We start from the raw sequence: 22,892 nt of genomic DNA, 5'->3' as shown, positions 1-22,892 counted from the left end.
TCCCAAGGCGGTTTCCCGAACCGGTTTCCCCAATCCCCCTTTCCTGTCCTAGCTCGAACTGGCCATGACCGCACCCGTGCAACCCTTCATCGCCGTCGTCCCGGCGCGTCTCGCGTCCACGCGGCTGCCGAACAAACCGCTCGCCGACATCGGCGGCAAGCCCATGGTGGTGCGCGTGGCCGAGCGCGCGCGCGCTTCGGGCGCGCAGCAGGTGCTGATCGCCTCGGACGCCCAGAGCGTGCTCGACGCCGCCCGCGCCCACGGTTTCGAGGCCGTGCTCACGCGCGCCGACCACCCGTCAGGCACCGACCGCTTAGCCGAGGTCGCCGAGCACTACGGCTGGAGCGACGAAACGATCGTCGTCAACGTGCAGGGCGACGAGCCGCTGATCGACCCCGCGCTCGTGTGCGACGTTGCGTCGCACCTCGCCGCGCACCCCGAATGCGCGATCGCCACTGCCGCGCATCCCATCACGGCGCCCGACGAAATCTTCAGCCCGAACGTCGTGAAGGTCGTGCTGGACGCACGCGGCGTTGCACTCTACTTCTCGCGCGCGCCCATTCCCTGGGCCCGCGACGCCTGGCAGCCCCACTGGTCGCCGGCGCGCCTCGATCTCGGCGCAATGCCCGCCCCGCCGGCTCCCGCGACCGTTTATCGCCATATCGGCCTGTACGCGTACCGCGCGAAATTCCTGCGCAGCTACCCCTTGCTCGCGCATTCGCCGATCGAGCAGGTCGAGGCGCTGGAGCAGCTTCGCGCGATGTGGCACGGCGAGCGCATCGCGGTGCTCGTGACGACCGAGGCACCCGCGCCGGGCGTCGACACCCCCGCCGACCTCGCCCGTGTGCAGGCGTTATACCGGCCTTAATTCCGTCCGTGGGGCAAAAATCCCATGGCATAATCAATTGTTTGCGCGAGCCGTCTAAAGCCTTTGTGCGTCGGGGTTTCCCCGCTTTTCGGCACCGTCTTGCAGCGCCGCCCCGTGTTCAGTGCCACTCATGAACACCGGGCGAAAGCCGCGCGGGACATGCCGTCGCCCCCGCCAGCACTGCCTCGACGGCCGTGAGCGAACGGGCGAGGAGACGCACGACGCTGACGATGCCGCCCCACCGCGCGTGCGGGGCTGCCGCCGCGCCGCAAGAATTCACACAGATCGGAGATTGTTCACATGCGTTTGATCCTGTTGGGCGCCCCGGGCGCGGGCAAGGGAACCCAGGCAACCTTCATCAAGGAAAAGTTCGGCATTCCGCAAATCTCGACGGGCGACATGCTGCGCGCGGCCGTCAAGGCCGGTACGCCGCTTGGCCTCGAAGCGAAGCGATTCATGGACGCCGGCGAACTCGTGACCGACGAGCTCATCATCAATCTCGTGAAGGAGCGCCTTCAGGAGCCCGACTGCCAGAACGGCTACCTGTTCGACGGCTTCCCGCGCACGCTGCCGCAAGCCGAAGCGATGAAGCAGGCGGGCGTCGCGATCGACTACGTGCTCGAGATCGACGTGCCGTTCGACGAGATCATCACGCGCATGAGCGGCCGCCGCATGCACCCGGCTTCGGGCCGCACGTATCACGTCAAGTTCAATCCGCCGAAAGTGGACATGACGGACGACGTGACGGGCGAACCGCTCGTCCAGCGCGACGACGACAAGGAAGAAACGGTGCGCAAGCGTCTTGACGTGTACGTCGCCCAGACCAAGCCGCTCATCGCCTACTACAGCGACTGGGCGAAGCGCGGTGAGGAAAACGGCCTGCAGGCGCCGCAGTATCGCGCCATCTCGGGCCTCGGCAGCGTCGACGAAATTCGCGAGCGCGCGTTCGAAGCGCTCAAGTAAGCGGGCCGAAGTCCGCGGGTCAAAGTCCGCCGGGTCAAAGTCCGCCCCGGAGCCGGTTTCGGCATACTTGCTGGTTTGCCTGCGGGCCGGCTGGCGCCGCACTCCCGAGGTGATTCGGGACGCGACGCCAGCCGGCCCGTTTTGTTTTTGGTGAGTCTCGCGCGCATTGCCTCTCTGCGTGGGACAGCACGGCCATAACGACAGGAGACGAAAGATGCAAATCCGCGGCAACGTATTTCTCATCACCGGCGGCGCGTCGGGGCTCGGCGCGGCCAGCGCGCGTCTGATCGCGGCCGAAGGCGGCAAGGTCGTCATCGCCGACCTCAATGAGGACGCCGGCAACGCGCTCGCGAAGGAACTGGACGGCACGTTCGTGAAGTGCAACGTCGCGAGCGAGGACGACGGCGCGCGCGCCGTGGCCGCTGCAACTGCGCGCGGCACGCTGCGCGGCCTCGTGAACTGCGCGGGCATCGCGCCCGCCGTGAAGACCGTGGGCAAGGACGGCCCGCATCCGCTCGACACGTTCTCGAAGACCATTTCGGTCAATCTGATCGGCACCTTCAACATGATCCGCCTCGGTGCGGCCGCCATCGCCCAGACCGCACCCAGCGAGGGCGGCGAGCGCGGCGTGATCGTCAACACGGCTTCAGTGGCCGCTTACGACGGCCAGATCGGCCAGGCGGCCTACGCCGCGTCGAAGGGCGGCGTCGTCGCAATGACGCTGCCGATCGCGCGCGACCTTTCGCGCAGCGGCATCCGCGTGATGACGATCGCGCCCGGCATCTTCGAAACGCCGATGCTGCTCGGGATGCCCAAGGAGGTGCAGGATGCGCTCGGCGCGATGGTCCCGTTCCCGCCGCGCCTCGGCAAGCCGGATGAGTACGCGCTGCTCGTCAAGCAGATCGTCGAGAATCCGATGCTCAACGGCGAGGTGATCCGTCTGGACGGCGCGATCCGCATGCAGCCGAAGTAACGGCGCGCGCTCTCCCCGCGCGAAAAAAAGCCCGCGATTTTTGTCGCGGGCTTTTTTCTGCGGCCAGGCCGCGGGTTTCAGTCGTTATCGAGCGTGCGCTGGCGCAACTCGTGCAACTGCGACTCGACGACGGTCGCGTCTTCCGCGTCGGGGCGCTCGTCGAGATAGTGTTCGAGGTCTTCGAGCGCCGGGCGCAGATAGTCGAGCCGAGCATAAGCGAAGCCGCGGTCGCGCACTTCCTCGATGTTCTCCGGCAGCAGGATGACGAGCCGCTGCTGGATGGCCAGCAGTCGCTGCCAGCGCTCGGTCTGCAGATAGACCGACTTCAGGTTGCGCAGCATGCGCGCGACGATCTCGCGGCGGGTGGCCGGCTCGAGCAGCATGCGCAGCGCGCGCGCCACGGAATCGCCGGCGTTGGCCACGAACGGCTCGAGCATCTCCACCATGTCGGATTCGGTGAGCGTGCGGCCCGTGGTGGGATCGAGCATCTCGTCGCCTTCGGGCAACGCCACGCGCAGCAGAAAATGTCCCGGAAACGACACGCCCTTCACCGGCAGGCCGAGCTGGGTCGCCATTTCCAGATACAGCACCGCGAGCGAAATGGGGATGCCGCGCCGGCGTTTGAGCACGGCGTTCAGATGGCTGTTTTCAGGGTCGAGAAAGTCGTTGAGGTTGGCCGCGAAACCCATCTCGCGAAAGAAGCAGCGGTTGAGCACGGCAACCTGCTGGCGCACGTCCGCCCCTTCGGGCATGCGGCGGCGCACACGCAGCGCGAGTTCGTCGATCTCGGCAAGCGTGCCTTGCAGATCGAGATCGGGATAAGCGTCCTGCGCGATCGCGAGTGCCGCCTCGGTGAGCGGCAGGCTCTCGTCGTCGGCAACGAGCGCGCTGAAATAATCCAGAACCCGCGTAGTCATCGTCGTCACTTCGCCCGCCTCTTGAAGTACGCGTATTTGAAGCCCATCAGCCAAAGCATACCGAAATATAGCGCCGCGAACAGGACGAGGCACGCACCGAGCAACGCGATGCGTTCGAGCGGCGCATGACGCAGTGCGATCCAGTCGTAGCTGATGGCGCACCAGTGCATCGCCCCGGCCAGCACGAGACATGCCCCGAGCAACTGCACGAAGAACGTCGCCCAGCCGGAGGACGGCATATAGATGCCGCGGCGGCGCAGCCCGATGAACAGCAGCAGCGCGTTCATGCAGGCGCCGAGGCCGACCGAGAGCGTCAAGCCCGCGTGCGAGAAGATCGGCACGAAGAGGTAGTTGCTGATCTGCGTGGCGATGAGCACGCCCACGCCGATCTTGACCGGCGTCTTGATGTCCTGACGCGCGTAGAAGCCGGGCGCGAGGATCTTGATGAGGATGAGGCCGACGAGACCCACGCCGTAGGCCGCCAGCGCGCGGCCCGTCATGATGACGGACGTGGCGTCGAACTTGCCGTAGTGAAACAGCGTGGCCGTGAGCGGCTCGGCGAAGAAAAAGAGCGCAACGGCCGAAGGCGCGGCAAGCAGGAACGTCACGCGCAGGCCCCAGTCGAGCAACGCCGAGTACTCGTGCGGATCGGCATCGACGTGCGCTTTCGAGAGGCTCGGCAGCAGGATCGTGCCGAGCGCCACGCCGAGCAGCGCGGTCGGGAACTCCATCAGGCGGTCGGCGTAGTTGATCCACGACACCGCGCCGGGCCCCAGACGCGAGGCGATATTGGTATTGATGATGAGGCTGATCTGCGCGACCGAGACGGCGAACATGGCGGGCACCATCTTCGCGAGCACCCGCTTCACGCCTTTGTGCGCGAGCGCCTTGAGCGGGTTCAGGCCGATGCGCGGCATCATGTCGATGCGCTTCAAGCCCGGCAACTGCACGATGAACTGCAGCACGCCGCCGACGATCACGGCCCACGCGAGCGCGTAGACGGGCTGCTTCATGTGCGGCGCGAAGGCCACTGCCGCCGTGATGAACGAGACATTGAGCAGCACCGGCGCGAACGCGGGCAGCGAGAACTGCTTGTACGTGTTGAGCACGCCCGACGCGAGCGACGTCAGCGAGATGAACACGATATAGGGGAACATGATGCGCGTCATCGTGACGGCAAGCGGGAACGCTTGCCCGTCGCTCTTCAAGCCCGACGCGACCACGATCACGACGAACGATGCGCCGAAAATGCCGAGCAACGAGAGGACGGCGAGCACCCAGGCAAGCACGGTCGAGGTGGCGTCGACGAGCGCGCGTGTGGCGTCGTGGCCCTTCTGGTTCTTGAACTCCGCGAGAATCGGCACGAACGCCTGCGAAAAGGCGCCCTCCGCCGAGATGCGGCGCAGCAGGTTGGGAATACGAAACGCGACGTAGAAAGCGTCGGTGTACTGGCTCGCACCGAAGGCGCGCGCAATCAGCGTTTCTCGGGCCAGACCGGTCACGCGCGACAGCAGCGTGAAGCCGCTGACTGTCAGCAGGGCTCGGAATAGATTCATGGGGCGGTCATTATACGGGCGTCGTCCGCTCCATCGCGGATGCGCAGCGCAAAGGTCGGCGCAAATCCCCGCACGACGCCGCAGGCGAGCGGGAGGCAAAGACCAGGCGCGCTGATTGTGACCGTGTCGCGTGAAAGGCGTTCACGTCCGGCGGCGCTTGTCTTCGCTATCGCACTGTGATTGCCACCATCATAATTCTGTTGCTATAATCATCGATTCGAGTTCTCCCAGAGGGCTCGAAACGCGTCTTGGAAAGAGAGCAGGAAAGCGTCAGCAACCCGCTCTGGCACAAAAGGCGCGGCTGGTTGAGCGAAACTCAGCTGGCAAATACCGTTTTGAACGTTTCAGGCATCGCTGCCGGTCGTTCAAATCCAGGCAAAGAGCGTCGGTCGCACCACGCTCCGCAATCACAAGGAATCGCAATGGCAAACTCCGCACAAGCACGCAAGCGCGCCCGTCAGGCCGCGAAAGCAAACTCGCACAACTCGGCACTGCGCTCGAAGTTCCGCACCGCCATCAAGGCTGTTCGCAAGGCAATCGACGCCGGCGACCAGGCTAAGGCTGCTGAAGTTCTGAAGGCCTCGGGCAAGACGCTCGACATCATCGCCGACAAGAAGATCGTTCACAAGAACAAGGCCGCTCGCCATAAGAGCCGCCTGGCTGCTGCCGTCAAGGCAATGCAAGCCGCGCAGTAAAGAGATCCGGATTGCCGGCCACGGCTGGCATCCCCTCTTTGAGCTGCACCACAAAAAACCCGCCTCGGCGGGTTTTTTGTTTCTGTCGGGCGCAAAAAAACCCGCCGAGGCGGGTCCGTCCGTTGCCTGCGCCGCGCCGTCAGCGCACGTTGGCTTGCTGCGTGGCGTGGTCGTGAGGCAGTTCGCACGCCTCGGTCACGACGAGGTCGTTGTCCTTCGCGAAGTTCATCACGAAATTGAAGGCCATGGGCTCGATGTCCTTCAGGCGCGAGTCCAGCACGACGACCTTGAGGTCGCCGATCATCGTCGGGCGCACATAGAGCGAGTAGCGCAGATACGCATTCGGGCCGCGAGCATTGGCCGACGCTTTCGGACCAAAGCTCGACATCACCCCGGCGAGGCGCTCCGACCAGTCACTCGGACGAAACTTCTTCCCCGCGCTGGTGATGCCTTGAATGAAGTATTCGGTTGGAGCTTCGTCGGCCATGCAGGAGTACCTGTGTGTGTAGCTGCTGGGTGCGTTTGCAGCGTGTAACGGCGGCACGAGCGCTGCGCCCGCGCGGGTACCGCGGAACGCCGGCCGCGGGGGTCGCCCGCCGCCACACGCATGGACAGTCCGATGGATAGGAAACGGCTGCCGCGCATCCCGCCTGGCGTAAAGTCTCGATCATCGCCGCCGACGCGTGTCGCAAGCAGGTCTCGCAACGGGATCGACAGGACGATTTCGCGGCGCACTGCCAGTCGGCGCACAGGCCGCTCCAGCGGGCTTGCCTGGCGCGGCCGCGAGGTGTTGCCACCTTGCCGTCACACACGTTCAGGGCCCGTTTGTCGTGCCTAAGAAATCTCTGGGATTATAGCGCACTGACCGTTTTGACGCAGTGCACACAAGGCACTTGAAAGGCTGGATCCGGGCTCTCGCGCTGCCCGCAAAACAGGCACGAAAGCCGTCGCAAAAGTGCCACCCACCGTACGCCGGGGCGCCCTGCCTATATTTTGGGCAGCTCGTCAAAATGCGCAAAATCCTTTATGCTGCTTTGACTTACCACCAACCGCAGCGGCGTCGCCGGCCCAATCCTGTAGTTCGAGGCCGGATCGGGCGCCGTTTTTGTTTCATGACCTCCCGGACCATACGCCATTACCTGCAGTTCAAGGATTTCTCCCTTGACGAATATGAATATGTGCTGGAGCGTGCGCGCATCCTGAAGCGCAAGTTCAAGAACTACGAGACCTATCACCCGCTGCACGACCGCACGCTGGCGATGATCTTCGAGAAAAGTTCCACGCGCACGCGCCTCTCGTTCGAAGCGGGTATCTTCCAGCTGGGCGGCCACGCGGTGTTCATGAACACGCGCGACACGCAGCTCGGCCGCGGCGAGCCGATCGAAGATTCGGCGCAGGTCATCTCGCGCATGGTCGACATCATCATGATCCGCACATTCGGCCAGGACATCCTGCAGCGCTTCGCCGAAAGCTCGCGCGTGCCGGTCATCAACGGTCTCACGAACGAGTACCACCCCTGCCAGGTGCTGGCCGACATCTTCACGTACTACGAGCACCGCGGTCCGATCCGCGGCAAGACCGTGGCGTGGGTCGGCGACGCCAACAACATGCTCTACACGTGGATCGAAGCTGCGCAGATCCTCGGCTTCAAGCTGCGCATCTCCACGCCGCCGGGTTATCCGCTCGATCCGGCGCTGGTCGCGCCGGAAAGCAAACCGTTCTACGAAGTGTTCGACGACCCGCACGACGCCTGCGACGGCGCCGACCTCGTCACGACCGACGTCTGGACCAGCATGGGCTTCGAGGCCGAAAACGAAGCGCGCACGCAGGCCTTCGCCGACTGGTGCGTGGACGCGCCGATGATGGCCCGCGCCAACGCCGATGCGCTTTTTATGCACTGCCTGCCCGCGCACCGCGGCGAGGAAGTGAGCGCCGAGGTGATCGACGGCCCGCAGAGCGTGGTTTGGGACGAGGCGGAAAACCGCCTGCACGTGCAGAAGGCGCTCATGGAGTTCCTGCTGCTCGGCCGCCTGAACCACTGAGCCTCGCGCACATCACCAAGAAGAAAGCCGACCTGAAAGTCGGCTTTTTTGTGCGCGCTGCGGCGCGCGCCTCGTTCATCAGACCGTTTCACCAAGACGGCGCGCCAGCGACTTCAGAAGCGGCGCCACGCGCTCGCGAAACACCTCGGGGCCCATCGACGAAGCCGGCCCGCTGCAGCTGAGCACGAGCCAGCGACGCTCACGCGGCTCGCGAAACGGCACCGCCACCGCGTTGACGTCTTCGTGCCAGTCGCGAAACGAATAGCAGCACCCCTCCTTGCCGAACACCTCGATCTCGTGTTTCGCGGCCGCAACCAACGCCGGCCCTTCGGCGCCCGCTGCCTTCTCCAGTTCCGCGAACAACGCCATCCGCACATCGATGGGCTGCACGGCCAGATACGCGCGGCCCATCGAACTCGTCAGCATCGAGAGCCGCGAGCCCGACGCGAGGCCGAGCGTGAGCGCCGTCTCGCTGCGGATCGTCTCCAGATAGATCACGTCCAGGCCGTCACGGCACCCCAGCGACACCGCGGCGCCCACCTCGCGCGCGAATGCGCGCATATGCGGGCGGGCGAGTTCGAGCGTGTCCGTGCCGGAAAGCAGCGCAAAGCCGAGCGACAGCACCCCGGCGTCGAGCGCATATTTGCCTAGCGATTCGTCAAAGCGCAGATAACCGAGCACGGTGAGCGTGTATGCGAGCCGGTTCACGGTCGCCTTGGGCAGGCCCGTGCGCTCCACGAAATCGCGGTTGCCGAGCAGCGTCTCGCCGGGACGGAATGCGCGCAGCAGGTCGAGCCCGCGGGCGAGCGCTACGACGAACTTGCGCTCGTCGATCGGCCCCTCGGCCAGCGAAGCAGAAAAAGAGGAAGTCGTAGTCATTCCGGATGCAGACATGGATGCCCTGGTGCTACACTAAAGTCAATTTGCAAAACATTGTTCCGCATAGCGGAACTCGCGTCAAGCGCAAATTTGCCCATTTCAAGGATTTGAGGAAAGGAGAGACACCATGGCCGCACACGCCCAGTTCCATTGGGAAGACCCGCTTCTGCTCGACCAGCAGCTCACCGAAGAGGAGCGCATGGTGCGCGACGCCGCCGCCGCGTATGCCCAGGACAAGCTCGCGCCGCGCGTGCTGGAAGCGTTCCGCCACGAGAAGACGGACGCCTCGATCTTCCGCGAGATGGGCGAAGTCGGCCTGCTCGGCCCGACGATTCCCGAGCAATACGGCGGCCCCGGCCTCAATTACGTGGCGTACGGCCTGATCGCGCGCGAAGTGGAGCGCGTCGACTCCGGTTATCGCTCGATGATGTCGGTGCAGTCGTCGCTCGTGATGGTGCCGATCTTCGAATTCGGCTCGCAAGCGCAAAAGCAGAAGTACCTGCCCAAGCTCGCGAGCGGCGAATGGATCGGCTGCTTCGGCCTCACGGAGCCGAACCACGGCTCGGACCCGGGCAGCATGGTCACGCGTGCGAAGAAGGTGAACGGCGGCTACGCGCTCTCGGGCGCGAAGATGTGGATCACGAACTCGCCGATTGCCGATGTTTTCGTCGTCTGGGCGAAGCTCGAAGAAGACGGCAAGGACGACATCCGCGGCTTCATTCTGGAGAAGGGCTGGAAGGGTCTGTCGGCGCCGGCTATCCATGGCAAGGTGGGTCTGCGCGCTTCGATCACCGGCGAAATCGTGCTCGACGAAGTGTTCGTGCCGGAAGAAAACCTCATGCCGGGCGTGAAGGGCCTGCGCGGTCCGTTCACCTGCCTGAACTCGGCGCGCTACGGCATTGCCTGGGGCGCGCTCGGCGCCGCGGAATCGTGCTGGCACACCGCGCGCCAGTACGTGCTCGACCGCAAGCAGTTCGGCCGCCCGCTTGCCGCGAACCAGCTGATCCAGAAGAAGCTCGCCGACATGCAAACGGAAATCACGCTCGGGCTGCAGGGCTGCCTGCGTCTTGGCCGCATGAAGGACGAAGGCACGGCGGCCGTCGAGATCACGTCGATCATGAAGCGCAACTCGTGCGGCAAGTCGCTCGACATCGCGCGTCTCGCCCGCGACATGCTGGGCGGCAACGGCATTTCCGACGAGTTCGGCGTGGCGCGCCACCTCGTGAATCTCGAAGTGGTGAACACGTACGAAGGCACGCACGACATCCACGCGCTGATCCTCGGCCGCGCACAAACGGGCATTCAGGCGTTCTTCTGATCGCCGCCCTGCCCGGCTTCGCCGGCGCATGAAAAAACGCCGCACGATTCGTTTCGTGCGGCGTTTCTGTTTCGGCGCCCGTGACGCGGACGCTGGCCGAACGGCTTACTTGTTGGGCTGCGGTGTCATGCGCAGATACGGACGCAGGGCCTTGTAGCCCTTCGGGAACTTCTGCTTGAGGACTTCCTCGTCCTTCAGCGACGGCACGATCACGACGTCGTCGCCCTGCTTCCAGTTGCCGGGCGTCGCGACCTGATAGTTGTCGGTGAGCTGCAGCGAGTCGATCACGCGCAGCACCTCGTCGAAGTTGCGGCCCGTGCTCGCCGGATAGGTGATGATGAGGCGCACCTTCTTGTTCGGGTCGATCACGAAGAGCGAGCGCACAGTGAGCGTCTCATTCGCGTTCGGATGGATCATGTCGTACAGCGTGGACACCTTGCGGTCGCCGTCCGCGAGAATCGGGAAGCCGACGTTAGCGGCTTGCGTCTCGTTGATGTCCTTGATCCACTCGTTGTGCGACTGGGCGCTATCCACCGAAAGCGCAATCGTCTTCACGTTGCGCTTCTCGAATTCGTCCTTGAGCCTGGCGGTCAGGCCAAGCTCGGTCGTGCAGACCGGCGTGAAGTCGGCCGGGTGTGAAAACAGCACGCCCCAGCTATTGCCGAGCCACTCGTGAAACTTGATGCGGCCAATGCTCGAATCCTGCTCGAAGTCGGGTGCGATATCGCCAAGACGTAGACTCATGGTGCGGTTCCTCTGAACGAAGTGAACGGGTTTGATCGAACCGGCGCGCGCTGCCCGTTGATCCAGTAGACGTTTACAACACTCAAGCATACAGGCCCAGGTTGCGCCCCGCGAACGAACATCGGCTCACACCGGTATGAGTTTTTGTAATTTTGAGCCGATTGGAGGAAACTTTAGGTGCCGGATCAAATCAATGACTCACCTCGCGATTATTTGTGAGCGGGATCCAGAGCCCCGTCCATACACGCTCGCGGGAACGGATCGTGCGAACTCGCAGGTCGTGGCGGCGCGTCATGCTTGCCAGCGCCCGTATCTTTGTTACGATTCACGCGTGATGTGACACGATGGGAGCCAGTCAATGTCAGAAGTCAACAAGGAGAGGCTGATGTCCGATATCAAAACCGTCCTCGCGGACGCAGAGGACCTGCTCAAGCAGGCTGCGAGCGCTACGGGTGAGCGCGCTTCGGAATTGCGCGAAACGGCACTCTCGCGTCTGAAGCAGGCAAAAGAGAAGGCCGCCGACGTCCAGGTGGTCGTGGTCGAGAAAGGCAAGAAAGCGGCCCGCGCCACCGACGACTATGTCCACGAGCATCCGTGGGCGTCGATCGGGATCGCCGCCGGCGTGGGCGTGCTGGTCGGATTGCTGATCAACCGCAAATAAAGCAGCGCTCGCCGCGCTACGCGAGTGGGCTCCGGGCCCCTCGCGCGGCGCGCTCGACCAGGCGCTGGCAGCGCTTGCCTGACGGCTTTTCGTTGGCGCGGCCCACCGCACCGCTTGGTCTCGCCGGGCAATTCAGCCCGCTGTCTTTTGTTGCGTTTTTTCTTGCGCATTGCTCGGGCATCCGCCTGCGCCACCTGCCATCGCCATGACGACAGACACCCACTCGCAGCGACACGAACACGGGCCGTTGCGCCGACTGCTCGGCTCCGCGTCCGCGATGCTACAGACGCGGCTAGAACTGATCGGCATCGAACTCGCCGAGGAGAAGGACCGCCTCATCGGCGTGCTCTTTCTTGGCCTCGCGGGGATGATGTTCGCGATGCTTGCCCTGATCGCGCTCACGGCGCTCGTGGCCATCGCCTTCTGGGACACGTACCGCTGGGAGGCGCTCGCCGGTCTCACGGTCGTCTACGCGATCGCGGCCATTTTCTGCGGCCTGAAGGCGCGCCGCGGGCTGCACACCGCGCCACTCGTCTTCCAGGCGACGCTCGAGGAATTCGAGAAAGACCGAGACGCCCTGCGCAACCCCTAGCCGCGAGCCGACGCCATGAATCAACCTCGACCGGACACTGCTTTTCGCCCCCGCCGCGGCCGCGCGCACGATCTCTCGACGCCGCAGCTGCGCGCCCTGCGCAAGGAATTGCTGCTCGTGCGAGCGAGCGTCGAGCGTGCCGAAATGGCCGAAGCGCTCGTCGACATCCGCGCGACGGTTACGAACTTCAGCTGGCTGCGGTTCGTCGTGCCCGGATTCAGTCGCTCAGGCGGCGGCGTGGCTTCCGGCCTCGGCAGCCTGCTCAAGGAATATCCGCTGGTCAGTTCGCTCATCTCGCTCATCGTGGCAAAGCCGCTGCGTACGAGCATCGTCTCGGCTGCGCGCCCCGTCATCAAGTGGGGCGGCCTCGCTTTTACGGCGTGGGAAGCGTATCGCGTTTGGCAGCAGGTGCGGCGCCAGCGCGGCACCTCTGCGAACCGGCCTGCCCGCGACAAGTCCGACGAAGACGACCTCACCGGCTGATCACCGCCGCCCGCGGCAGCCCTCCAGGCCGTTCACCGGTCCCTCCAGCACATCTGCGTAGCCGCCGGGACAACGCCGCTGCCTGCAGCACGATTGCTGCGCGCGCCGGTTGCGTCGAGTACGAAGGCGCCGCACGCATCGCCACGCATCGGCCCGGCTTCCACCGGATCGGCTACGAGGGCGTAGCCGCCGCTGGAATCGTCGGCGGGCATGAGACGCAGGCGGTAGACGGGCGTTCCCGTCGGCGGAGCCTGGTCGAACCCAGTGGGCAAAAGTGCCATCGACGCGCTCTGCGTATCGACGAGTTGCGCTGCGCGATAGAGCGCGGCCACGGCGTCGATGCGATGTCCCCGCGCGATCTGCGCGCTCCACCCCGGCATCGCGAAGGCGGCGACGATGGCGGCCACCGCCAGCGCGATGACCAGTTCGAGCAGTGTGAACGCGTTGTACCGGTTGCTCTTCACCTTACCTCCCGTTTGCCTCGTCAAAAGGGCCTCGCGACGACGTTGCGCCAGTGATGCTCGACGCGTGTCGCGTCGCCCTCGGCTTCGATGACCAACTGGTCCTGCAGCCAGCTTTGCGTGTCTTCCGATGCGCCGAACCCTCGCGCCGTGACGAGATACGCGCGAGCCAGCGGACGGCTATCGATGCGCCAGGCCTCGACGAGGCATTGCGGCGTGCGCACAGACCCCGGCCACGCAGCAAGGGGCGCAACTGTCTGCCGCTCGAAGCTGTCCTGCCGCCGCCAGGCTTGCGGCTCGCCTGACTGCGTGGCCGCCGCTGGTGGGGCCAGCGAGCCATTCGTCAGCGCACGCGAGCACAACACGAGCGCGGCGTCGGCGGCATGGAAGGCCTGCAGATGATCGGCGACGGCATCCGCGTTGCGCCGCGCCAGCAGCGCGGCCTCGAACCACGCCGCCGAGGTCGCGAGCATCATCGCGACGACAAGCAGCACGACTGGGAGCGCCATGCCGCGAGCCGTGGCCAGTGTGCGACGCTTCCCGCGCAGGCTCATTTTCATGACGCTGCCGGCAAAACGTTACGCAGCACGATGTGCCGCCAGAACGCTTGCCGCGCTCGCCCATCCGCGCCGAGCGCCTGCACGCCATCGCAATCGACGTAGCGCGTGCGCCGCGCAAAGGCCGCTCCGCGCACCAGCACGCACAGATCGACCGCGACGACTGACGCCCACTGATCGCGAGCGAGCGCCGAAGCGTCGACCGCCTGCGCCGCGCCCGCCGTCCAGTAGCGCAGGCGCAAACGCTCGACGCCCTCGACGAGCGGCTGTGGCTTGCCGACCTTGCCGGAGCCCGCGCAGTAAAGCTCGCTTTCGCGAGTCGTGTGGCTCGCCGCCGCGGCATAATACCGGTTCACGATTTCCACGCTCCCCATACCAACCCCCTGCCCGAGGCAGTCGGTAACCTGGCCGTTTGCGGCGGGCCACGTCGATACACTGTCGCCTTGATAGCGCACGGCCAACCCGTCGGAGCGGCTCGGCAGCAGCGCGCAGGCAAGCGCCGCATCGGTACCGCTCGGGCTCCCCGCCGAGCAGCCGAAGATCGCGGCGCCGGCAAGCGGCGAGCGTGCGTCCGCCGAAACAAAACCGGCCATCTGAATCTGCTCGCCGATCAGCATCAACGCATTCATGCCGGCCTCGTGGATGCGCGCAGCGTCGCTCGCCTGCGCGTATGCCAGGCGCTGCGTGCGATAAGCCGAGAGCGCGCCAAGCGTCACCACGAGCCCCAGCGCCACGGCGATCGTCAGTTCGAGCAGCGTGTGGCCCGCCTGCTGGACCCCGTGGGCGCAGCGCATGTTCATCGCAGAAACGCCAGGGCGACGCAGGCGCGCCCGGCGGAAGCCGTGGCATCGAGACACCGCGCAACCCGCGAAACCGGCGTCGATCCCGAGGCTGCGCCGAGCGGTGTCGCCGCCCAACTCACGGACGCGATCGATGCGTCGCCGCCCGCGCTCGACATGGTCAGCCGCCCTTCGGGCACGACGCTCGCCGCCAGCGCCTGCCATCGATCGGTCGTGGCGGGCGTTGCCCGCGCCACGCGCGCCGCTTCGGCCACGGCGTCAGCGGCAAAGGCCGCACGCTCGCGCGCCGCTGCCAGTTGCGCGTGCCGGGCCAGCCCGAGCTGGGTGCTCATCAGGCCGAGCCCGCACATCGCCATGATGCCGAGCGCAATGGCGACCTCCAGCAGCGTCGACCCGCGCTCGCCGCGCTCGCTCACCCGGCTCATGACGCCCCCGTGCATGCGCCGTCGCTGATGCGTGCCCGGCCCCCCTGTGCGATGCGTATGCAGCGACGCCAGCCCGCACCGCGTTGTGCCGCCGACGGGACCCGCGGGGCAATCTCGAAGTTGCGCAAGCTGCCGATGGTCTGCCCCGCCGGCGGCGAAAACGTGATGGCGGTGAGGCCCGACGCCACGGAGATCGCATCGAGCGCCGGCTGGATGCGCAACGGGATAGACGCTCCGGCGCGCTCGATCATGACGGCCCAGCCACAGGACCAGTCGGCAATTCCGGACGGACACGCTTTGGCCGCCTCGAGGCAATGGCGCGCGGCGTCGACGCGGCAAACGGTGACGCGCGCCTTGCGCCGTATGGCCTCGTTGCGTGCATAGGCGAGCGTGCCGAGCATGGCGTTGGCGCGCGCGTCGACCTGATCGCGCACGCGCCACGCGGTGAAAACAGGCGTGGAAACCGTTGCGCAGATCGCTAGCAGGACGATGACGACCATCGTCTCAATGAGCGTGAATCCTCCGGACTTCATGAGCAATCCTTAGTTCGAGCGGATTGCCATCAATCTACGGACGAAAACGAAACGAAACAATTAGCCGAACGGCTAGCTGGTGCGCGCAACGTCGGCTCGCGAGAATGCAAGCGTTACGACAGCGGCCTGGCAGGAGGGAAGAAAAATGGGAATGCGCTCAGCGCTTTTTCGCGGGGTTGTTGGCGCCCGCGCGGCGGAATTCCTCGATCACGTCTTCGAATTCGGAGACGTCCTCGAAGCGTCGGTACACCGAAGCAAACCGTACGAACGCCACCTTGTCGAGTTCGCGCAATTCGCCCATGACGAGCTCGCCAAGGCGCTCGCTGCGCACTTCGCGCTCGCCGCTGCCGAGCAGTTGGTCCTCGATACGGGCAACCGCCGCGTCGATCGCATCGGCCGCAACCGGGCGCTTGCGCAGCGCCAGTTGCATGCTCGCCATGATCTTGCGGCGGTCGAATTCCGTGCGGCTGCCATCCTTCTTGACGATCGAAGGCATCGCCAGCTCGACCCGCTCGTACGTCGTGAAACGCTTGTCGCAGGCCGGGCAGCGGCGGCGGCGCCGGATCGCGGCGCCGTCTTCGGACACGCGCGAGTCGACGACCTGCGTGTCTTCGTGCCGGCAGAAGGGGCAGCGCATGGGTTATCGCGCGGCTTAGCGGTAAACCGGGAAACGCTTCGTCAGCTCGGCGACCTGCGCCTTCACGCGCTCGATCGTGGCGGCGTCTTCCGGATTGTCGAGCACGTCGGCGATCAGGTTGCCGACCTGCTCGGCTTCCTTCACGCCAAAGCCGCGCGTCGTCATGGCCGGCGAACCGAGACGGATACCGCTCGTCACGAACGGCTTTTCCGGGTCGTTCGGGATCGCGTTCTTGTTGACCGTGATGTGCGCGGTGCCCAGCACGGCTTCCGCCGCCTTGCCGGTGATGTTCTTCGCGCGCAGGTCCACCAGCATCACGTGGCTTTCCGTGCGGCCGGAAACGATGCGCAGACCGCGCTTGACCAGCGTCTCCGCCAACACGCGGGCGTTGTCGACCACTTGCTGCTGGTAGGTCTTGAATTCCGGCGAGAGCGCTTCCTTGAACGCCACGGCCTTGCCGGCAATGACGTGCATGAGCGGACCGCCCTGAATGCCCGGGAAGATGGCCGAGTTGATCTGCTTCTCGAACTCCGCCTTCATCAGGATCACACCGCCGCGCGGTCCGCGCAGGCTCTTGTGCGTGGTCGTGGTGACGAAGTCGGCGTGCGGCACCGGGTTCGGGTAGACGCCCGCGGCGATCAGACCGGCGTAGTGCGCCATGTCGACCATGAAGTACGCGCCAACCGCCTTGGCAACCTTGGCGATGCGCTCGAAGTCGATACGCAGTGCGAAAGCCGACGCACCGGCGATGATCAGCTTCGGCCTGGTTTCGTGCGCGCGCTTTTCGAGCGCGTCGTAGTCGATGTCTTCCTTGGCGTCGAGGCCGTAGCTCACGACGTTGAACCACTTGCCGCTCATGTTCAGCGCCATGCCGTGCGTGAGGTGACCACCTTCGGCGAGGCTCATGCCCATGATGGTGTCGCCCGGCTTGAGCACGGCGAAGAACACGCCCTGGTTGGCCTGCGAGCCCGAGTTCGGCTGAACGTTCGCGGCTTCGGCGCCGAACAGCTGCTTCACGCGGTCGATCGCGAGCTGCTCGACGATATCCACGTTTTCGCAGCCGCCGTAATAGCGCTTACCGGGGTAGCCTTCGGCGTACTTGTTGGTGAGCTGCGAACCCTGCGCGGCCATGACCGCGGGCGAGGTGTAGTTTTCCGACGCGATGAGCTCGATGTGCTCTTCCTGGCGGCGGTTCTCGAGTTCGATCGCCTTGAAGAGTTCGGGATCGACGTTGGCGATGGTGCTTTCGGCTCTGTCAAACATACGGATTCCGTTAAGTGTGTTCAGGTTGACCGGGTCTCGCGCGGAACGCGTAGCGGGTACGCGGCGCTGCTGGCGAAGAGGCCAGCCTTGACGTGGCGGAACGAGGTGCCGCACACGCGAGGCAGGACAGCCCCCGCAGCGCAAACGAAAGCGCGCGAAATCAGGCTGCCCAGGCGAACGGCAAAACGGCACCCTGCGCTTCACGGTGGGTCGTTCCACCTTGAGTCCCCAATAACGAGCGCATGGCTACCGCCAATGCCGCCATTTCGGAACCCTATCGCCAGTCACGCAGGGATTGAGCGCGTTAGTTTATTGGAACGGCAGGGAATAGGCAACCGCCCGCCCCCGGTGCGCTCGGGCGTCCCGCGGGCTGCGACGCGCCGTGCGGCGGCGCCGGCCATGCGATCCGCGCGCGTACTGTCCCTTTCTTGCCGCCATGCGGCATTGCAAGTAGGCTCTCCCCTTTTCCCGCCTTCTACCGACCAGAGAGCCACCATGATCGTTTTCGTCACCGGCGCGTCCGCAGGATTCGGCGCCGCCATCGCTCGCGCCTTCGTGAAGGGCGGACATCGCGTCGTCGCCACGGCTCGCCGCAAGGACCGCCTCGACGCCCTCGCCGCCGAACTCGGCGACGCACTCCTGCCCATCGAGCTCGACGTGCGCGACCGCGCGGCGGTCGAAGCCGCGCCCGGCGCGCTGCCGCCCGGGTTCGCCGGCATCGACGTGCTGGTCAACAACGCCGGCCTCGCGCTCGGCGTGGAGCCGGCACAGAAGGCCGACCTCGACGAGTGGGAAACCATGATCGACACCAACTGCACCGGTCTCGTGCAGGTCACTCACGCGTTCTTGCCCGGCATGGTCGAGCGCAACCGCGGCCACATTTTCAATATCGGTTCGGTGGCGGGCCGCTGGCCGTATGCGGGGGGCAACGTCTATGGCGCGACCAAGGCGTTCGTGCGTCAGTTCAGCCTGAACCTGCGCGCTGACCTCGCGGGCACGGCACTGCGCGTGACCGACATCGAGCCGGGCCTGTGCGGCGGCACCGAGTTCTCGAACGTGCGCTTTCGCGGCGACGACACCCGGGCAGCCAGCGTCTACAAGGACGTGCAGCCGCTCACGGCCGAGGACATCGCCGATTCGATCTACTGGATCGCCACGCGCCCCGCGCACGTCAACATCAACACGATCGAACTGATGCCCGTTGCCCAGACATTCGCCGGTACCAGTATCCACCGCGGCTAAAAATACCTTACAAATTTAATACTTACGTCAGTCGTACGAAAGACGTAGGGGCCTCGCGTTCCGGTAGAATGCGCGGCATGGAAAATTCCACCAGCAAGCCGGACGCGGCGTCGTCACCGGCCGGGCGCGGCTTTACGTGGCCGGTGCGCGTCTACTACGAGGACACCGACGCCGGTGGCATCGTGTTTTACGCGAATTACCTGAAGTTCTTCGAACGCGCGCGCACCGAATGGCTGCGCGCGTGCGGCGTCGATCAGCGTCGGCTCGCCGAGGAAACGGGCGTGCTCTTCGTCGTACGCAGCACCGCGCTCGACTACCGTTCGCCCGCGCGCCTCGACGACGTCGTCACCACCGTCAGCCGCGTCGAGAAGCTGGGCCGCGCCTCGGTCGACTTCATGCAGGAAGCGTGGCGCGAAAACACGCTGCTCGCCACGGGCACCATTCGCGTTGCCTGCGTCGACAGCACGGCCATGCGGCCCGCACCCATTCCGGCCCCCGTTCATGAAGCCTTGCAACGTGGACCCCAGAAAGACCTGTACGCCGTGTCAACGGCAGTGCAGTAATTACCGTTGATACGACGCCAGTGAACTCGCGCCGGTCAATGCAGGACCAAGCAGGGTTCGGCCGCGACGGCACGAGAACTTCCCAACCGCCTACGGGAAGCCTTGCGTTGTCTTGCAGCCGCTCGGCCCTTTCGGGACGTCACAACGAACCTATATGAACACTACACAAGATCTGTCGATCATTTCTCTCGTTCTTAATGCGAGCATACTGGCACAGGCGGTGATGGGGCTTCTTCTGCTCATGTCGCTGATTTCCTGGACTTTCATCTTCCGCAAGTGGTTTGCGATCCGCCGGGCGCGGTCCCAGACAGAGCGCTTCGAGCGCGACTTCTGGTCAGGCGGCGACCTGCAGGCGCTCTACCAGAGCGCAGCCAACAACCGTCACACGATCGGCGCGCTCGAGCGTATCTTCGAGTCGGGCATGCGCGAATTCCTGAAGGCGAAAGAGAAGCGCCTGAACGATCCGAGCCTCGTGCTCGACGGCGCCCGCCGCGCGATGCGCGCCGCCTTCCAGCGCGAAATGGATGCGCTCGAGGCGAACCTCTCGTTCCTCGCTTCGGTCGGCTCGGTGAGTCCGTACATCGGTCTTTTCGGCACGGTCTGGGGGATCATGAACGCGTTCCGCGGTCTCGCGAACGTGCAGCAGGCAACGCTCGCGAACGTCGCGCCCGGCATCGCCGAAGCGCTGACGGCGACCGCGATCGGTCTGTTCGCCGCCATTCCGGCGGTGGTCGCGTATAACAGCTACGCACACGACATCGACCGTCTGGCGATCCGCTTCGAAACCTTCATCGAAGAGTTTTCGAACATCCTGCAGCGTCAGGCCCACTAATCTTCACGAAGCAAGGAGTCGAAGATGGGAGGCTCAGTCCGTTCGAGCATGCGAGGCAGCCGCTCGCGCCGTGCGATGGCCGACATCAACGTCGTGCCGTACATCGACGTGATGCTGGTGTTGCTCGTGATCTTCATGGTGACCGCGCCGCTCGTGGCGCCGTCCATTGTCAACCTGCCGACCGTCGGCGGCGCGTCGCAGCAGCAGCAGGTGCCGCCCGTCGTGGTCAATATTCGCCCCGACGGCAATCTGAGCGTACGCTACAAGGATGACTCCGGCGCCACGCAGCAACAGACCATGACGCGCGCCGATCTCAACGGCTTCGTCGCCGATCGCGAGCAGAGCCATCCCGACCAGCCCGTCGTGATCGCCGCCGACAAGTCCGTCAAATACGAGACGGTGATGAACGTGATGTCCGACCTGAAGTCGCATGGCGTCAAACGTGTCGGACTGCTCGTCAAATCGCAATGATCCGCAAGAACGATTCGTATCCGCTGCAGCCTCCGCGAGAGCGTGGCACGGGACGTGCTATCGCCCTCGCGGTGCTCATGCACGTGCTGCTCGGTCTGTTCCTCTATCACGGCATCCGCTGGCAGAACAGCACGCCGGCGGGTGAAGAGGCGGAACTGTGGACCGAGGTGCCGGACCTGTCGACACCGAAGCCGCTGCCGCCGCCCGCGCCGGTCGCCCCTGCCCCGCCGCCGCCTCAAACCGAGGAAGCCGACATTGCGCTGCAACAGCAAAAGCGTAAGCAGCAGGAAGCGCAGCGCGAGGCGCAACTGGCCGAGCAGCAGCAGCGTCTGAAAGCCCAGCAGGAAGCCGAAGCGAAGCGTCAGCAGCTCGCGGTCCAGCAGGCCGCGCAGCAGAAGGCCGAAAAGCTCAAGCAGCAGCAGGAACAGCAGCAAGCCGCGGCGGAGAAGCAAAAGCAGCTGCAGCAGCAGGACGCGCTCAAGAAGCAGCAGCAGGAAGAAGAGCAGCAGAAGCAGGCGAAGCTCGACGCGCAGAAGAAGGCCGACGCCGAGAAGGCGGCCAAGGCGAAGGCGCAAGCCGACGCCCAGGCGAAGAAGCTCGACGCGGAACGCCGCGCTCGCATCGCGCAGATGCAAGGCTCGATGGGCGGCGGCGAAGGTACGAGCGGCAACGGTCTCGCGAAGAGCGGCACGGGCAGCGGCTCGGGCGGCAACGCGACGTCGCCGGGCTACGCCGACAAGGTGCGCCGCCGCGTGCGTCCGAACATCGTGTGGGCGGGCGAAACGTCGGGTCTCGAAACAGAGATCGCGGTGCGTTGCTCGCCGACCGGCACGCTGCTTTCGGCGACGATCTCGCGCAGCAGCGGCAACGCGTCGTGGGACGACGCCGCGTTGCGGGCAGTTCAGCGCTCGGATCCGATGCCGGTCGATACCGACGGCAAGGCGCCTTCGAGCTTCAAGATCACCTTGCGCCCGGCTGGTTGATGGCGAGCGCAAGGCGCAGAAAGGTTGAGGAAAGCCGCCGCGCAACAGTGGCTAATAAGGAACGATTCGAACGTTTTCGGGTCAGTCTGCTGTTGCGTGTTATGACAAAATTGCTTTTTTCAGGAAATATCACAGCATGACATTGATGACGAAGCTTGGCCTGCGAACCCTCGTCGCGTCCTGCCTGATCACGGCGGGCGGCGCGGCGAACGCACAACTCAACGTCCTCGTCACCGGCGTGGGCTCCACCCAGTTCCCCATCGCCACGGCTAACTTTGCCGGTGAAGCGAATTCGCCCGAGCAGGTCGCGGCCATCGTGCGCGCCGACCTGCAACGCAGCGGGAAATTTACGAATATCGATGCCGGCAGCGCACCGATCTCGGAAAACGACTCCGTCGACCTCGGCAGCTGGAAGGCCAAGGGCGCCAACGCGTTCGTTGCGGGCAGCGTGAACAAGCTCGCCAACGGCCAGTACGAAGTGCGCTTCAAGCTCTACGACACCGTGAAGGGCGAAAGCCTCGGCGGCCTCGTGCTCACGAGCCCGGCAAGCGGCCTGCGCATGAGCGCGCACAAGGTTGCGGACTACATCTATCAGAAGCTGCTCGGCGATCGCGGCGTGTTCGCCACGCGTCTTTCATACGTGATCAAGACGGGCGGCCGCTTCCAGCTGCAGGTTTCGGACTCCGATGGACAAGACGCGCATATCGCGCTGTCGAGCCCCGAGCCGATCATCTCGCCGGCCTGGTCGCCCGACGGCACCAAGGTCGCTTACGTATCTTTCGAAAAGAAGAAGCCGATCGTCTACGTGCACGACCTGCCGACGGGTCGCCGCGTGATCATTTCGGACCAGAAGGGCAACAATTCGGCGCCGGCCTGGTCTCCCGACGGCCGCACGCTCGCAGTAGCATTGTCGCGCACGGGCAACACGCAGATCTTCGCCGTCAATGCCGACGGCTCCGGCCTGCACCGCCTCACGCAAGGCACGACGATCGACACCGAACCCAACTACTCTCCTGACGGACGCTGGATTTATTTCACGAGCGACCGCGGCGGCCAGCCTCAGATTTACAAGATGCCGGCCCAGGGCGAAAGCGCCGCAGCGGCACAGCGTGTGACGTTTACCGGCAACTACAATACGAGCCCGAAGGCCAGCCCGGACGGCAAGCAACTGGCGTACATCTCACGCACGGGCGGCGGATTTAAGCTGTACATTCAAGATCTGCAGTCCGGTGTCGCCACGGCGCTCACTGACACGACACATGACGAGTCGCCCAGCTTCGCGGCGAACGGTCAGTACATTCTTTACGCCACACAGGTGAACGGCCGTGGCGTGCTGGCTGCTGTATCGACCGACGGTCGTACGCGGCAAATCCTGTCCGTTCAGGGCGGCAGCGTACGCGAGCCGTCCTGGGGTCCTTTTATGCAATAACACTT

27 protein-coding genes and 1 riboswitch are annotated in these 22,892 nt (G+C 65.0%); of the genes, 15 read left to right on the top strand and 12 right to left on the bottom strand.

Annotation, left to right across the window (positions count from 1 at the left end; genetic code table 11):
- Positions 1-64: 64 nt before the first annotated feature.
- The 3 genes from kdsB to AB4Y43_RS26555 all read left to right on the top strand — a co-directional run bounded on the left by kdsB (position 65) and on the right by AB4Y43_RS26555 (position 2,804).
- Positions 65-868: a 3-deoxy-manno-octulosonate cytidylyltransferase gene (kdsB, locus tag AB4Y43_RS26565; protein WP_368604061.1), complete on the top strand. Its 804-nt coding sequence runs from the start codon at positions 65-67 to the stop codon at positions 866-868.
- Positions 869-1,168: 300 nt separating this feature from the next.
- Positions 1,169-1,831: an adenylate kinase gene (adk, locus tag AB4Y43_RS26560; RefSeq protein WP_069262791.1), complete on the top strand. Its 663-nt coding sequence runs from the start codon at positions 1,169-1,171 to the stop codon at positions 1,829-1,831.
- Positions 1,832-2,045: 214 nt separating this feature from the next.
- Entirely contained in the window at positions 2,046-2,804 is a 759-nt protein-coding gene (locus tag AB4Y43_RS26555; protein WP_368729138.1) for a 3-hydroxyacyl-CoA dehydrogenase, read from the top strand.
- A gap of 77 nt (positions 2,805-2,881) precedes the next feature.
- Here the strand turns inward: AB4Y43_RS26555 and AB4Y43_RS26550 are convergent, their stop codons facing one another.
- Together AB4Y43_RS26550 and murJ are read right to left on the bottom strand one after the other, a co-directional pair.
- Positions 2,882-3,721, bottom strand: a complete 840-nt coding sequence (locus AB4Y43_RS26550; RefSeq protein ID WP_035513442.1) for a SirB1 family protein — start codon at positions 3,719-3,721, stop codon at positions 2,882-2,884.
- A 5-nt stretch (positions 3,722-3,726) separates the two neighbouring features.
- Positions 3,727-5,277, bottom strand: coding sequence for a murein biosynthesis integral membrane protein MurJ (murJ, locus tag AB4Y43_RS26545; RefSeq protein WP_069262793.1), 1,551 nt, complete (start codon positions 5,275-5,277; stop codon positions 3,727-3,729).
- 422 nt (positions 5,278-5,699) lie between these two features.
- On the opposite strand from murJ, the gene rpsT reads away from it, so the two are divergent.
- Entirely contained in the window at positions 5,700-5,972 is a 273-nt protein-coding gene (rpsT, locus tag AB4Y43_RS26540; protein ID WP_069262794.1) for a 30S ribosomal protein S20, read from the top strand.
- Positions 5,973-6,111: 139 nt separating this feature from the next.
- Here the strand turns inward: rpsT and AB4Y43_RS26535 are convergent, their stop codons facing one another.
- A complete protein-coding gene (locus AB4Y43_RS26535) occupies positions 6,112-6,459 on the bottom strand; it encodes a DUF3579 domain-containing protein (protein ID WP_069262795.1) in 348 nt (115 codons plus the stop codon).
- 625 nt (positions 6,460-7,084) lie between these two features.
- On the opposite strand from AB4Y43_RS26535, the gene argF reads away from it, so the two are divergent.
- Positions 7,085-8,014 (top strand): ornithine carbamoyltransferase, encoded by a 930-nt coding sequence (gene argF, locus AB4Y43_RS26530; protein WP_368729137.1) that lies wholly within the window; start codon positions 7,085-7,087, stop codon positions 8,012-8,014.
- 78 nt (positions 8,015-8,092) lie between these two features.
- On the opposite strand, the gene AB4Y43_RS26525 is transcribed toward argF, so the two are convergent.
- A complete protein-coding gene (locus AB4Y43_RS26525; RefSeq protein ID WP_368682207.1) occupies positions 8,093-8,893 on the bottom strand; it encodes an IclR family transcriptional regulator in 801 nt (266 codons plus the stop codon).
- 127 nt (positions 8,894-9,020) lie between these two features.
- Here AB4Y43_RS26525 and AB4Y43_RS26520 point away from each other — a divergent pair, with 127 nt between their 5' ends.
- On the top strand, positions 9,021-10,211 hold the full coding sequence (locus tag AB4Y43_RS26520) for an acyl-CoA dehydrogenase (protein WP_368729136.1): 1,191 nt from the start codon (positions 9,021-9,023) through the stop codon (positions 10,209-10,211).
- Between the two features lie 105 nt (positions 10,212-10,316).
- On the opposite strand, the gene AB4Y43_RS26515 is transcribed toward AB4Y43_RS26520, so the two are convergent.
- Positions 10,317-10,955, bottom strand: coding sequence for a peroxiredoxin (locus tag AB4Y43_RS26515; protein WP_069262799.1), 639 nt, complete (start codon positions 10,953-10,955; stop codon positions 10,317-10,319).
- Positions 10,956-11,313: 358 nt separating this feature from the next.
- Between AB4Y43_RS26515 and AB4Y43_RS26510 the strand changes: the two genes are divergently transcribed.
- From AB4Y43_RS26510 to AB4Y43_RS26500, 3 genes are all read left to right on the top strand, one after another.
- Positions 11,314-11,616 carry a YqjD family protein gene (locus tag AB4Y43_RS26510; protein WP_007584918.1) on the top strand — a complete coding sequence of 101 codons (303 nt, stop codon included), beginning with the start codon at positions 11,314-11,316 and terminating at the stop codon, positions 11,614-11,616.
- 205 nt (positions 11,617-11,821) lie between these two features.
- A complete protein-coding gene (locus AB4Y43_RS26505; RefSeq protein WP_069262800.1) occupies positions 11,822-12,208 on the top strand; it encodes a phage holin family protein in 387 nt (128 codons plus the stop codon).
- Positions 12,209-12,223: 15 nt separating this feature from the next.
- Complete coding sequence (locus AB4Y43_RS26500) at positions 12,224-12,691, top strand: DUF3318 domain-containing protein (RefSeq protein ID WP_069262801.1); 468 nt, start codon at positions 12,224-12,226, stop codon at positions 12,689-12,691.
- A gap of 32 nt (positions 12,692-12,723) precedes the next feature.
- Here AB4Y43_RS26500 and AB4Y43_RS26495 read toward each other — a convergent pair whose 3' ends face one another.
- The 7 genes from AB4Y43_RS26495 to glyA all read right to left on the bottom strand — a co-directional run bounded on the left by AB4Y43_RS26495 (position 12,724) and on the right by glyA (position 17,367).
- Positions 12,724-13,155 (bottom strand): type IV pilin protein, encoded by a 432-nt coding sequence (locus AB4Y43_RS26495; protein WP_368729135.1) that lies wholly within the window; start codon positions 13,153-13,155, stop codon positions 12,724-12,726.
- A 20-nt stretch (positions 13,156-13,175) separates the two neighbouring features.
- Positions 13,176-13,661 carry a hypothetical protein gene (locus AB4Y43_RS26490; protein WP_368729134.1) on the bottom strand — a complete coding sequence of 162 codons (486 nt, stop codon included), beginning with the start codon at positions 13,659-13,661 and terminating at the stop codon, positions 13,176-13,178.
- A gap of 47 nt (positions 13,662-13,708) precedes the next feature.
- Positions 13,709-14,503 (bottom strand): PilW family protein, encoded by a 795-nt coding sequence (locus tag AB4Y43_RS26485; RefSeq protein WP_368729148.1) that lies wholly within the window; start codon positions 14,501-14,503, stop codon positions 13,709-13,711.
- A 2-nt stretch (positions 14,504-14,505) separates the two neighbouring features.
- Positions 14,506-14,934: a hypothetical protein gene (locus tag AB4Y43_RS26480; protein WP_368729133.1), complete on the bottom strand. Its 429-nt coding sequence runs from the start codon at positions 14,932-14,934 to the stop codon at positions 14,506-14,508.
- Entirely contained in the window at positions 14,931-15,467 is a 537-nt protein-coding gene (locus tag AB4Y43_RS26475) for a GspH/FimT family pseudopilin (protein ID WP_069262805.1), read from the bottom strand. Before AB4Y43_RS26475 ends, AB4Y43_RS26480 begins: the two co-directional genes overlap by 4 nt.
- A 157-nt stretch (positions 15,468-15,624) precedes the next feature.
- Positions 15,625-16,104: a transcriptional regulator NrdR gene (gene nrdR / locus AB4Y43_RS26470; protein WP_342948473.1), complete on the bottom strand. Its 480-nt coding sequence runs from the start codon at positions 16,102-16,104 to the stop codon at positions 15,625-15,627.
- Between the two features lie 15 nt (positions 16,105-16,119).
- Positions 16,120-17,367 carry a serine hydroxymethyltransferase gene (glyA, locus tag AB4Y43_RS26465; RefSeq protein WP_069262807.1) on the bottom strand — a complete coding sequence of 416 codons (1,248 nt, stop codon included), beginning with the start codon at positions 17,365-17,367 and terminating at the stop codon, positions 16,120-16,122.
- Positions 17,368-17,527: 160 nt separating this feature from the next.
- Positions 17,528-17,665, bottom strand: a riboswitch (ZMP/ZTP riboswitch).
- A 197-nt stretch (positions 17,666-17,862) separates the two neighbouring features.
- Between glyA and ydfG the strand changes: the two genes are divergently transcribed.
- From ydfG to tolB, 6 genes are all read left to right on the top strand, one after another.
- Positions 17,863-18,609, top strand: a complete 747-nt coding sequence (gene ydfG, locus AB4Y43_RS26460) for a bifunctional NADP-dependent 3-hydroxy acid dehydrogenase/3-hydroxypropionate dehydrogenase YdfG (protein ID WP_342948472.1) — start codon at positions 17,863-17,865, stop codon at positions 18,607-18,609.
- A gap of 68 nt (positions 18,610-18,677) precedes the next feature.
- The gene (gene ybgC / locus AB4Y43_RS26455) at positions 18,678-19,172 is read left to right on the top strand and encodes a tol-pal system-associated acyl-CoA thioesterase (RefSeq protein WP_069262809.1); all 495 of its coding nucleotides are present in this window, start codon (positions 18,678-18,680) and stop codon (positions 19,170-19,172) included.
- Positions 19,173-19,326: 154 nt separating this feature from the next.
- Positions 19,327-20,004 carry a protein TolQ gene (gene tolQ, locus AB4Y43_RS26450; RefSeq protein WP_028205324.1) on the top strand — a complete coding sequence of 226 codons (678 nt, stop codon included), beginning with the start codon at positions 19,327-19,329 and terminating at the stop codon, positions 20,002-20,004.
- 24 nt (positions 20,005-20,028) lie between these two features.
- Positions 20,029-20,475: a protein TolR gene (gene tolR / locus AB4Y43_RS26445; RefSeq protein ID WP_035513412.1), complete on the top strand. Its 447-nt coding sequence runs from the start codon at positions 20,029-20,031 to the stop codon at positions 20,473-20,475.
- Positions 20,472-21,458, top strand: a complete 987-nt coding sequence (gene tolA / locus AB4Y43_RS26440) for a cell envelope integrity protein TolA (RefSeq protein WP_368729132.1) — start codon at positions 20,472-20,474, stop codon at positions 21,456-21,458. Before tolR ends, tolA begins: the two co-directional genes overlap by 4 nt.
- 136 nt (positions 21,459-21,594) lie before the next feature.
- A complete protein-coding gene (gene tolB, locus AB4Y43_RS26435; protein WP_069262811.1) occupies positions 21,595-22,887 on the top strand; it encodes a Tol-Pal system beta propeller repeat protein TolB in 1,293 nt (430 codons plus the stop codon).
- Positions 22,888-22,892: the final 5 nt, after the last annotated feature.

The organism is Paraburkholderia sp. BR10872, from assembly GCF_040965835.1.
Taxonomy (GTDB): domain Bacteria; phylum Pseudomonadota; class Gammaproteobacteria; order Burkholderiales; family Burkholderiaceae; genus Paraburkholderia; species Paraburkholderia nodosa_A.
The sequence above is the reverse complement of the archived record's forward strand: the minus strand, read 5'-3'. Positions and strand labels throughout refer to the sequence as shown.

What these genes read in the sequence shown, in the direction of transcription:
- tolQ (WP_028205324.1), top strand. Translation starts at nt 19,327, where the DNA reads ATGAACACTACACAAGATCTGTCGATCATTTCTCTCGTTCTTAATGCG.
- argF (WP_368729137.1), top strand. Translation starts at nt 7,085, where the DNA reads ATGACCTCCCGGACCATACGCCATTACCTGCAGTTCAAGGATTTCTCC.
- AB4Y43_RS26555 (WP_368729138.1), top strand. Translation starts at nt 2,046, where the DNA reads ATGCAAATCCGCGGCAACGTATTTCTCATCACCGGCGGCGCGTCGGGG.
- glyA (WP_069262807.1), bottom strand. Translation starts at nt 17,367, where the DNA reads ATGTTTGACAGAGCCGAAAGCACCATCGCCAACGTCGATCCCGAACTC.
- AB4Y43_RS26480 (WP_368729133.1), bottom strand. Translation starts at nt 14,934, where the DNA reads ATGAGCCGGGTGAGCGAGCGCGGCGAGCGCGGGTCGACGCTGCTGGAG.
- tolA (WP_368729132.1), top strand. Translation starts at nt 20,472, where the DNA reads ATGATCCGCAAGAACGATTCGTATCCGCTGCAGCCTCCGCGAGAGCGT.
- AB4Y43_RS26500 (WP_069262801.1), top strand. Translation starts at nt 12,224, where the DNA reads ATGAATCAACCTCGACCGGACACTGCTTTTCGCCCCCGCCGCGGCCGC.
- AB4Y43_RS26535 (WP_069262795.1), bottom strand. Translation starts at nt 6,459, where the DNA reads ATGGCCGACGAAGCTCCAACCGAATACTTCATTCAAGGCATCACCAGC.
- tolR (WP_035513412.1), top strand. Translation starts at nt 20,029, where the DNA reads ATGGGAGGCTCAGTCCGTTCGAGCATGCGAGGCAGCCGCTCGCGCCGT.
- AB4Y43_RS26515 (WP_069262799.1), bottom strand. Translation starts at nt 10,955, where the DNA reads ATGAGTCTACGTCTTGGCGATATCGCACCCGACTTCGAGCAGGATTCG.
- AB4Y43_RS26520 (WP_368729136.1), top strand. Translation starts at nt 9,021, where the DNA reads ATGGCCGCACACGCCCAGTTCCATTGGGAAGACCCGCTTCTGCTCGAC.
- AB4Y43_RS26505 (WP_069262800.1), top strand. Translation starts at nt 11,822, where the DNA reads ATGACGACAGACACCCACTCGCAGCGACACGAACACGGGCCGTTGCGC.
- AB4Y43_RS26490 (WP_368729134.1), bottom strand. Translation starts at nt 13,661, where the DNA reads ATGGCGCTCCCAGTCGTGCTGCTTGTCGTCGCGATGATGCTCGCGACC.
- kdsB (WP_368604061.1), top strand. Translation starts at nt 65, where the DNA reads ATGACCGCACCCGTGCAACCCTTCATCGCCGTCGTCCCGGCGCGTCTC.
- tolB (WP_069262811.1), top strand. Translation starts at nt 21,595, where the DNA reads ATGACATTGATGACGAAGCTTGGCCTGCGAACCCTCGTCGCGTCCTGC.
- nrdR (WP_342948473.1), bottom strand. Translation starts at nt 16,104, where the DNA reads ATGCGCTGCCCCTTCTGCCGGCACGAAGACACGCAGGTCGTCGACTCG.
- AB4Y43_RS26525 (WP_368682207.1), bottom strand. Translation starts at nt 8,893, where the DNA reads ATGACTACGACTTCCTCTTTTTCTGCTTCGCTGGCCGAGGGGCCGATC.
- ybgC (WP_069262809.1), top strand. Translation starts at nt 18,678, where the DNA reads ATGCGCGGCATGGAAAATTCCACCAGCAAGCCGGACGCGGCGTCGTCA.
- adk (WP_069262791.1), top strand. Translation starts at nt 1,169, where the DNA reads ATGCGTTTGATCCTGTTGGGCGCCCCGGGCGCGGGCAAGGGAACCCAG.
- rpsT (WP_069262794.1), top strand. Translation starts at nt 5,700, where the DNA reads ATGGCAAACTCCGCACAAGCACGCAAGCGCGCCCGTCAGGCCGCGAAA.
- ydfG (WP_342948472.1), top strand. Translation starts at nt 17,863, where the DNA reads ATGATCGTTTTCGTCACCGGCGCGTCCGCAGGATTCGGCGCCGCCATC.
- AB4Y43_RS26550 (WP_035513442.1), bottom strand. Translation starts at nt 3,721, where the DNA reads ATGACTACGCGGGTTCTGGATTATTTCAGCGCGCTCGTTGCCGACGAC.
- murJ (WP_069262793.1), bottom strand. Translation starts at nt 5,277, where the DNA reads ATGAATCTATTCCGAGCCCTGCTGACAGTCAGCGGCTTCACGCTGCTG.
- AB4Y43_RS26510 (WP_007584918.1), top strand. Translation starts at nt 11,314, where the DNA reads ATGTCAGAAGTCAACAAGGAGAGGCTGATGTCCGATATCAAAACCGTC.
- AB4Y43_RS26475 (WP_069262805.1), bottom strand. Translation starts at nt 15,467, where the DNA reads ATGAAGTCCGGAGGATTCACGCTCATTGAGACGATGGTCGTCATCGTC.
- AB4Y43_RS26485 (WP_368729148.1), bottom strand. Translation starts at nt 14,503, where the DNA reads ATGCGCTGCGCCCACGGGGTCCAGCAGGCGGGCCACACGCTGCTCGAA.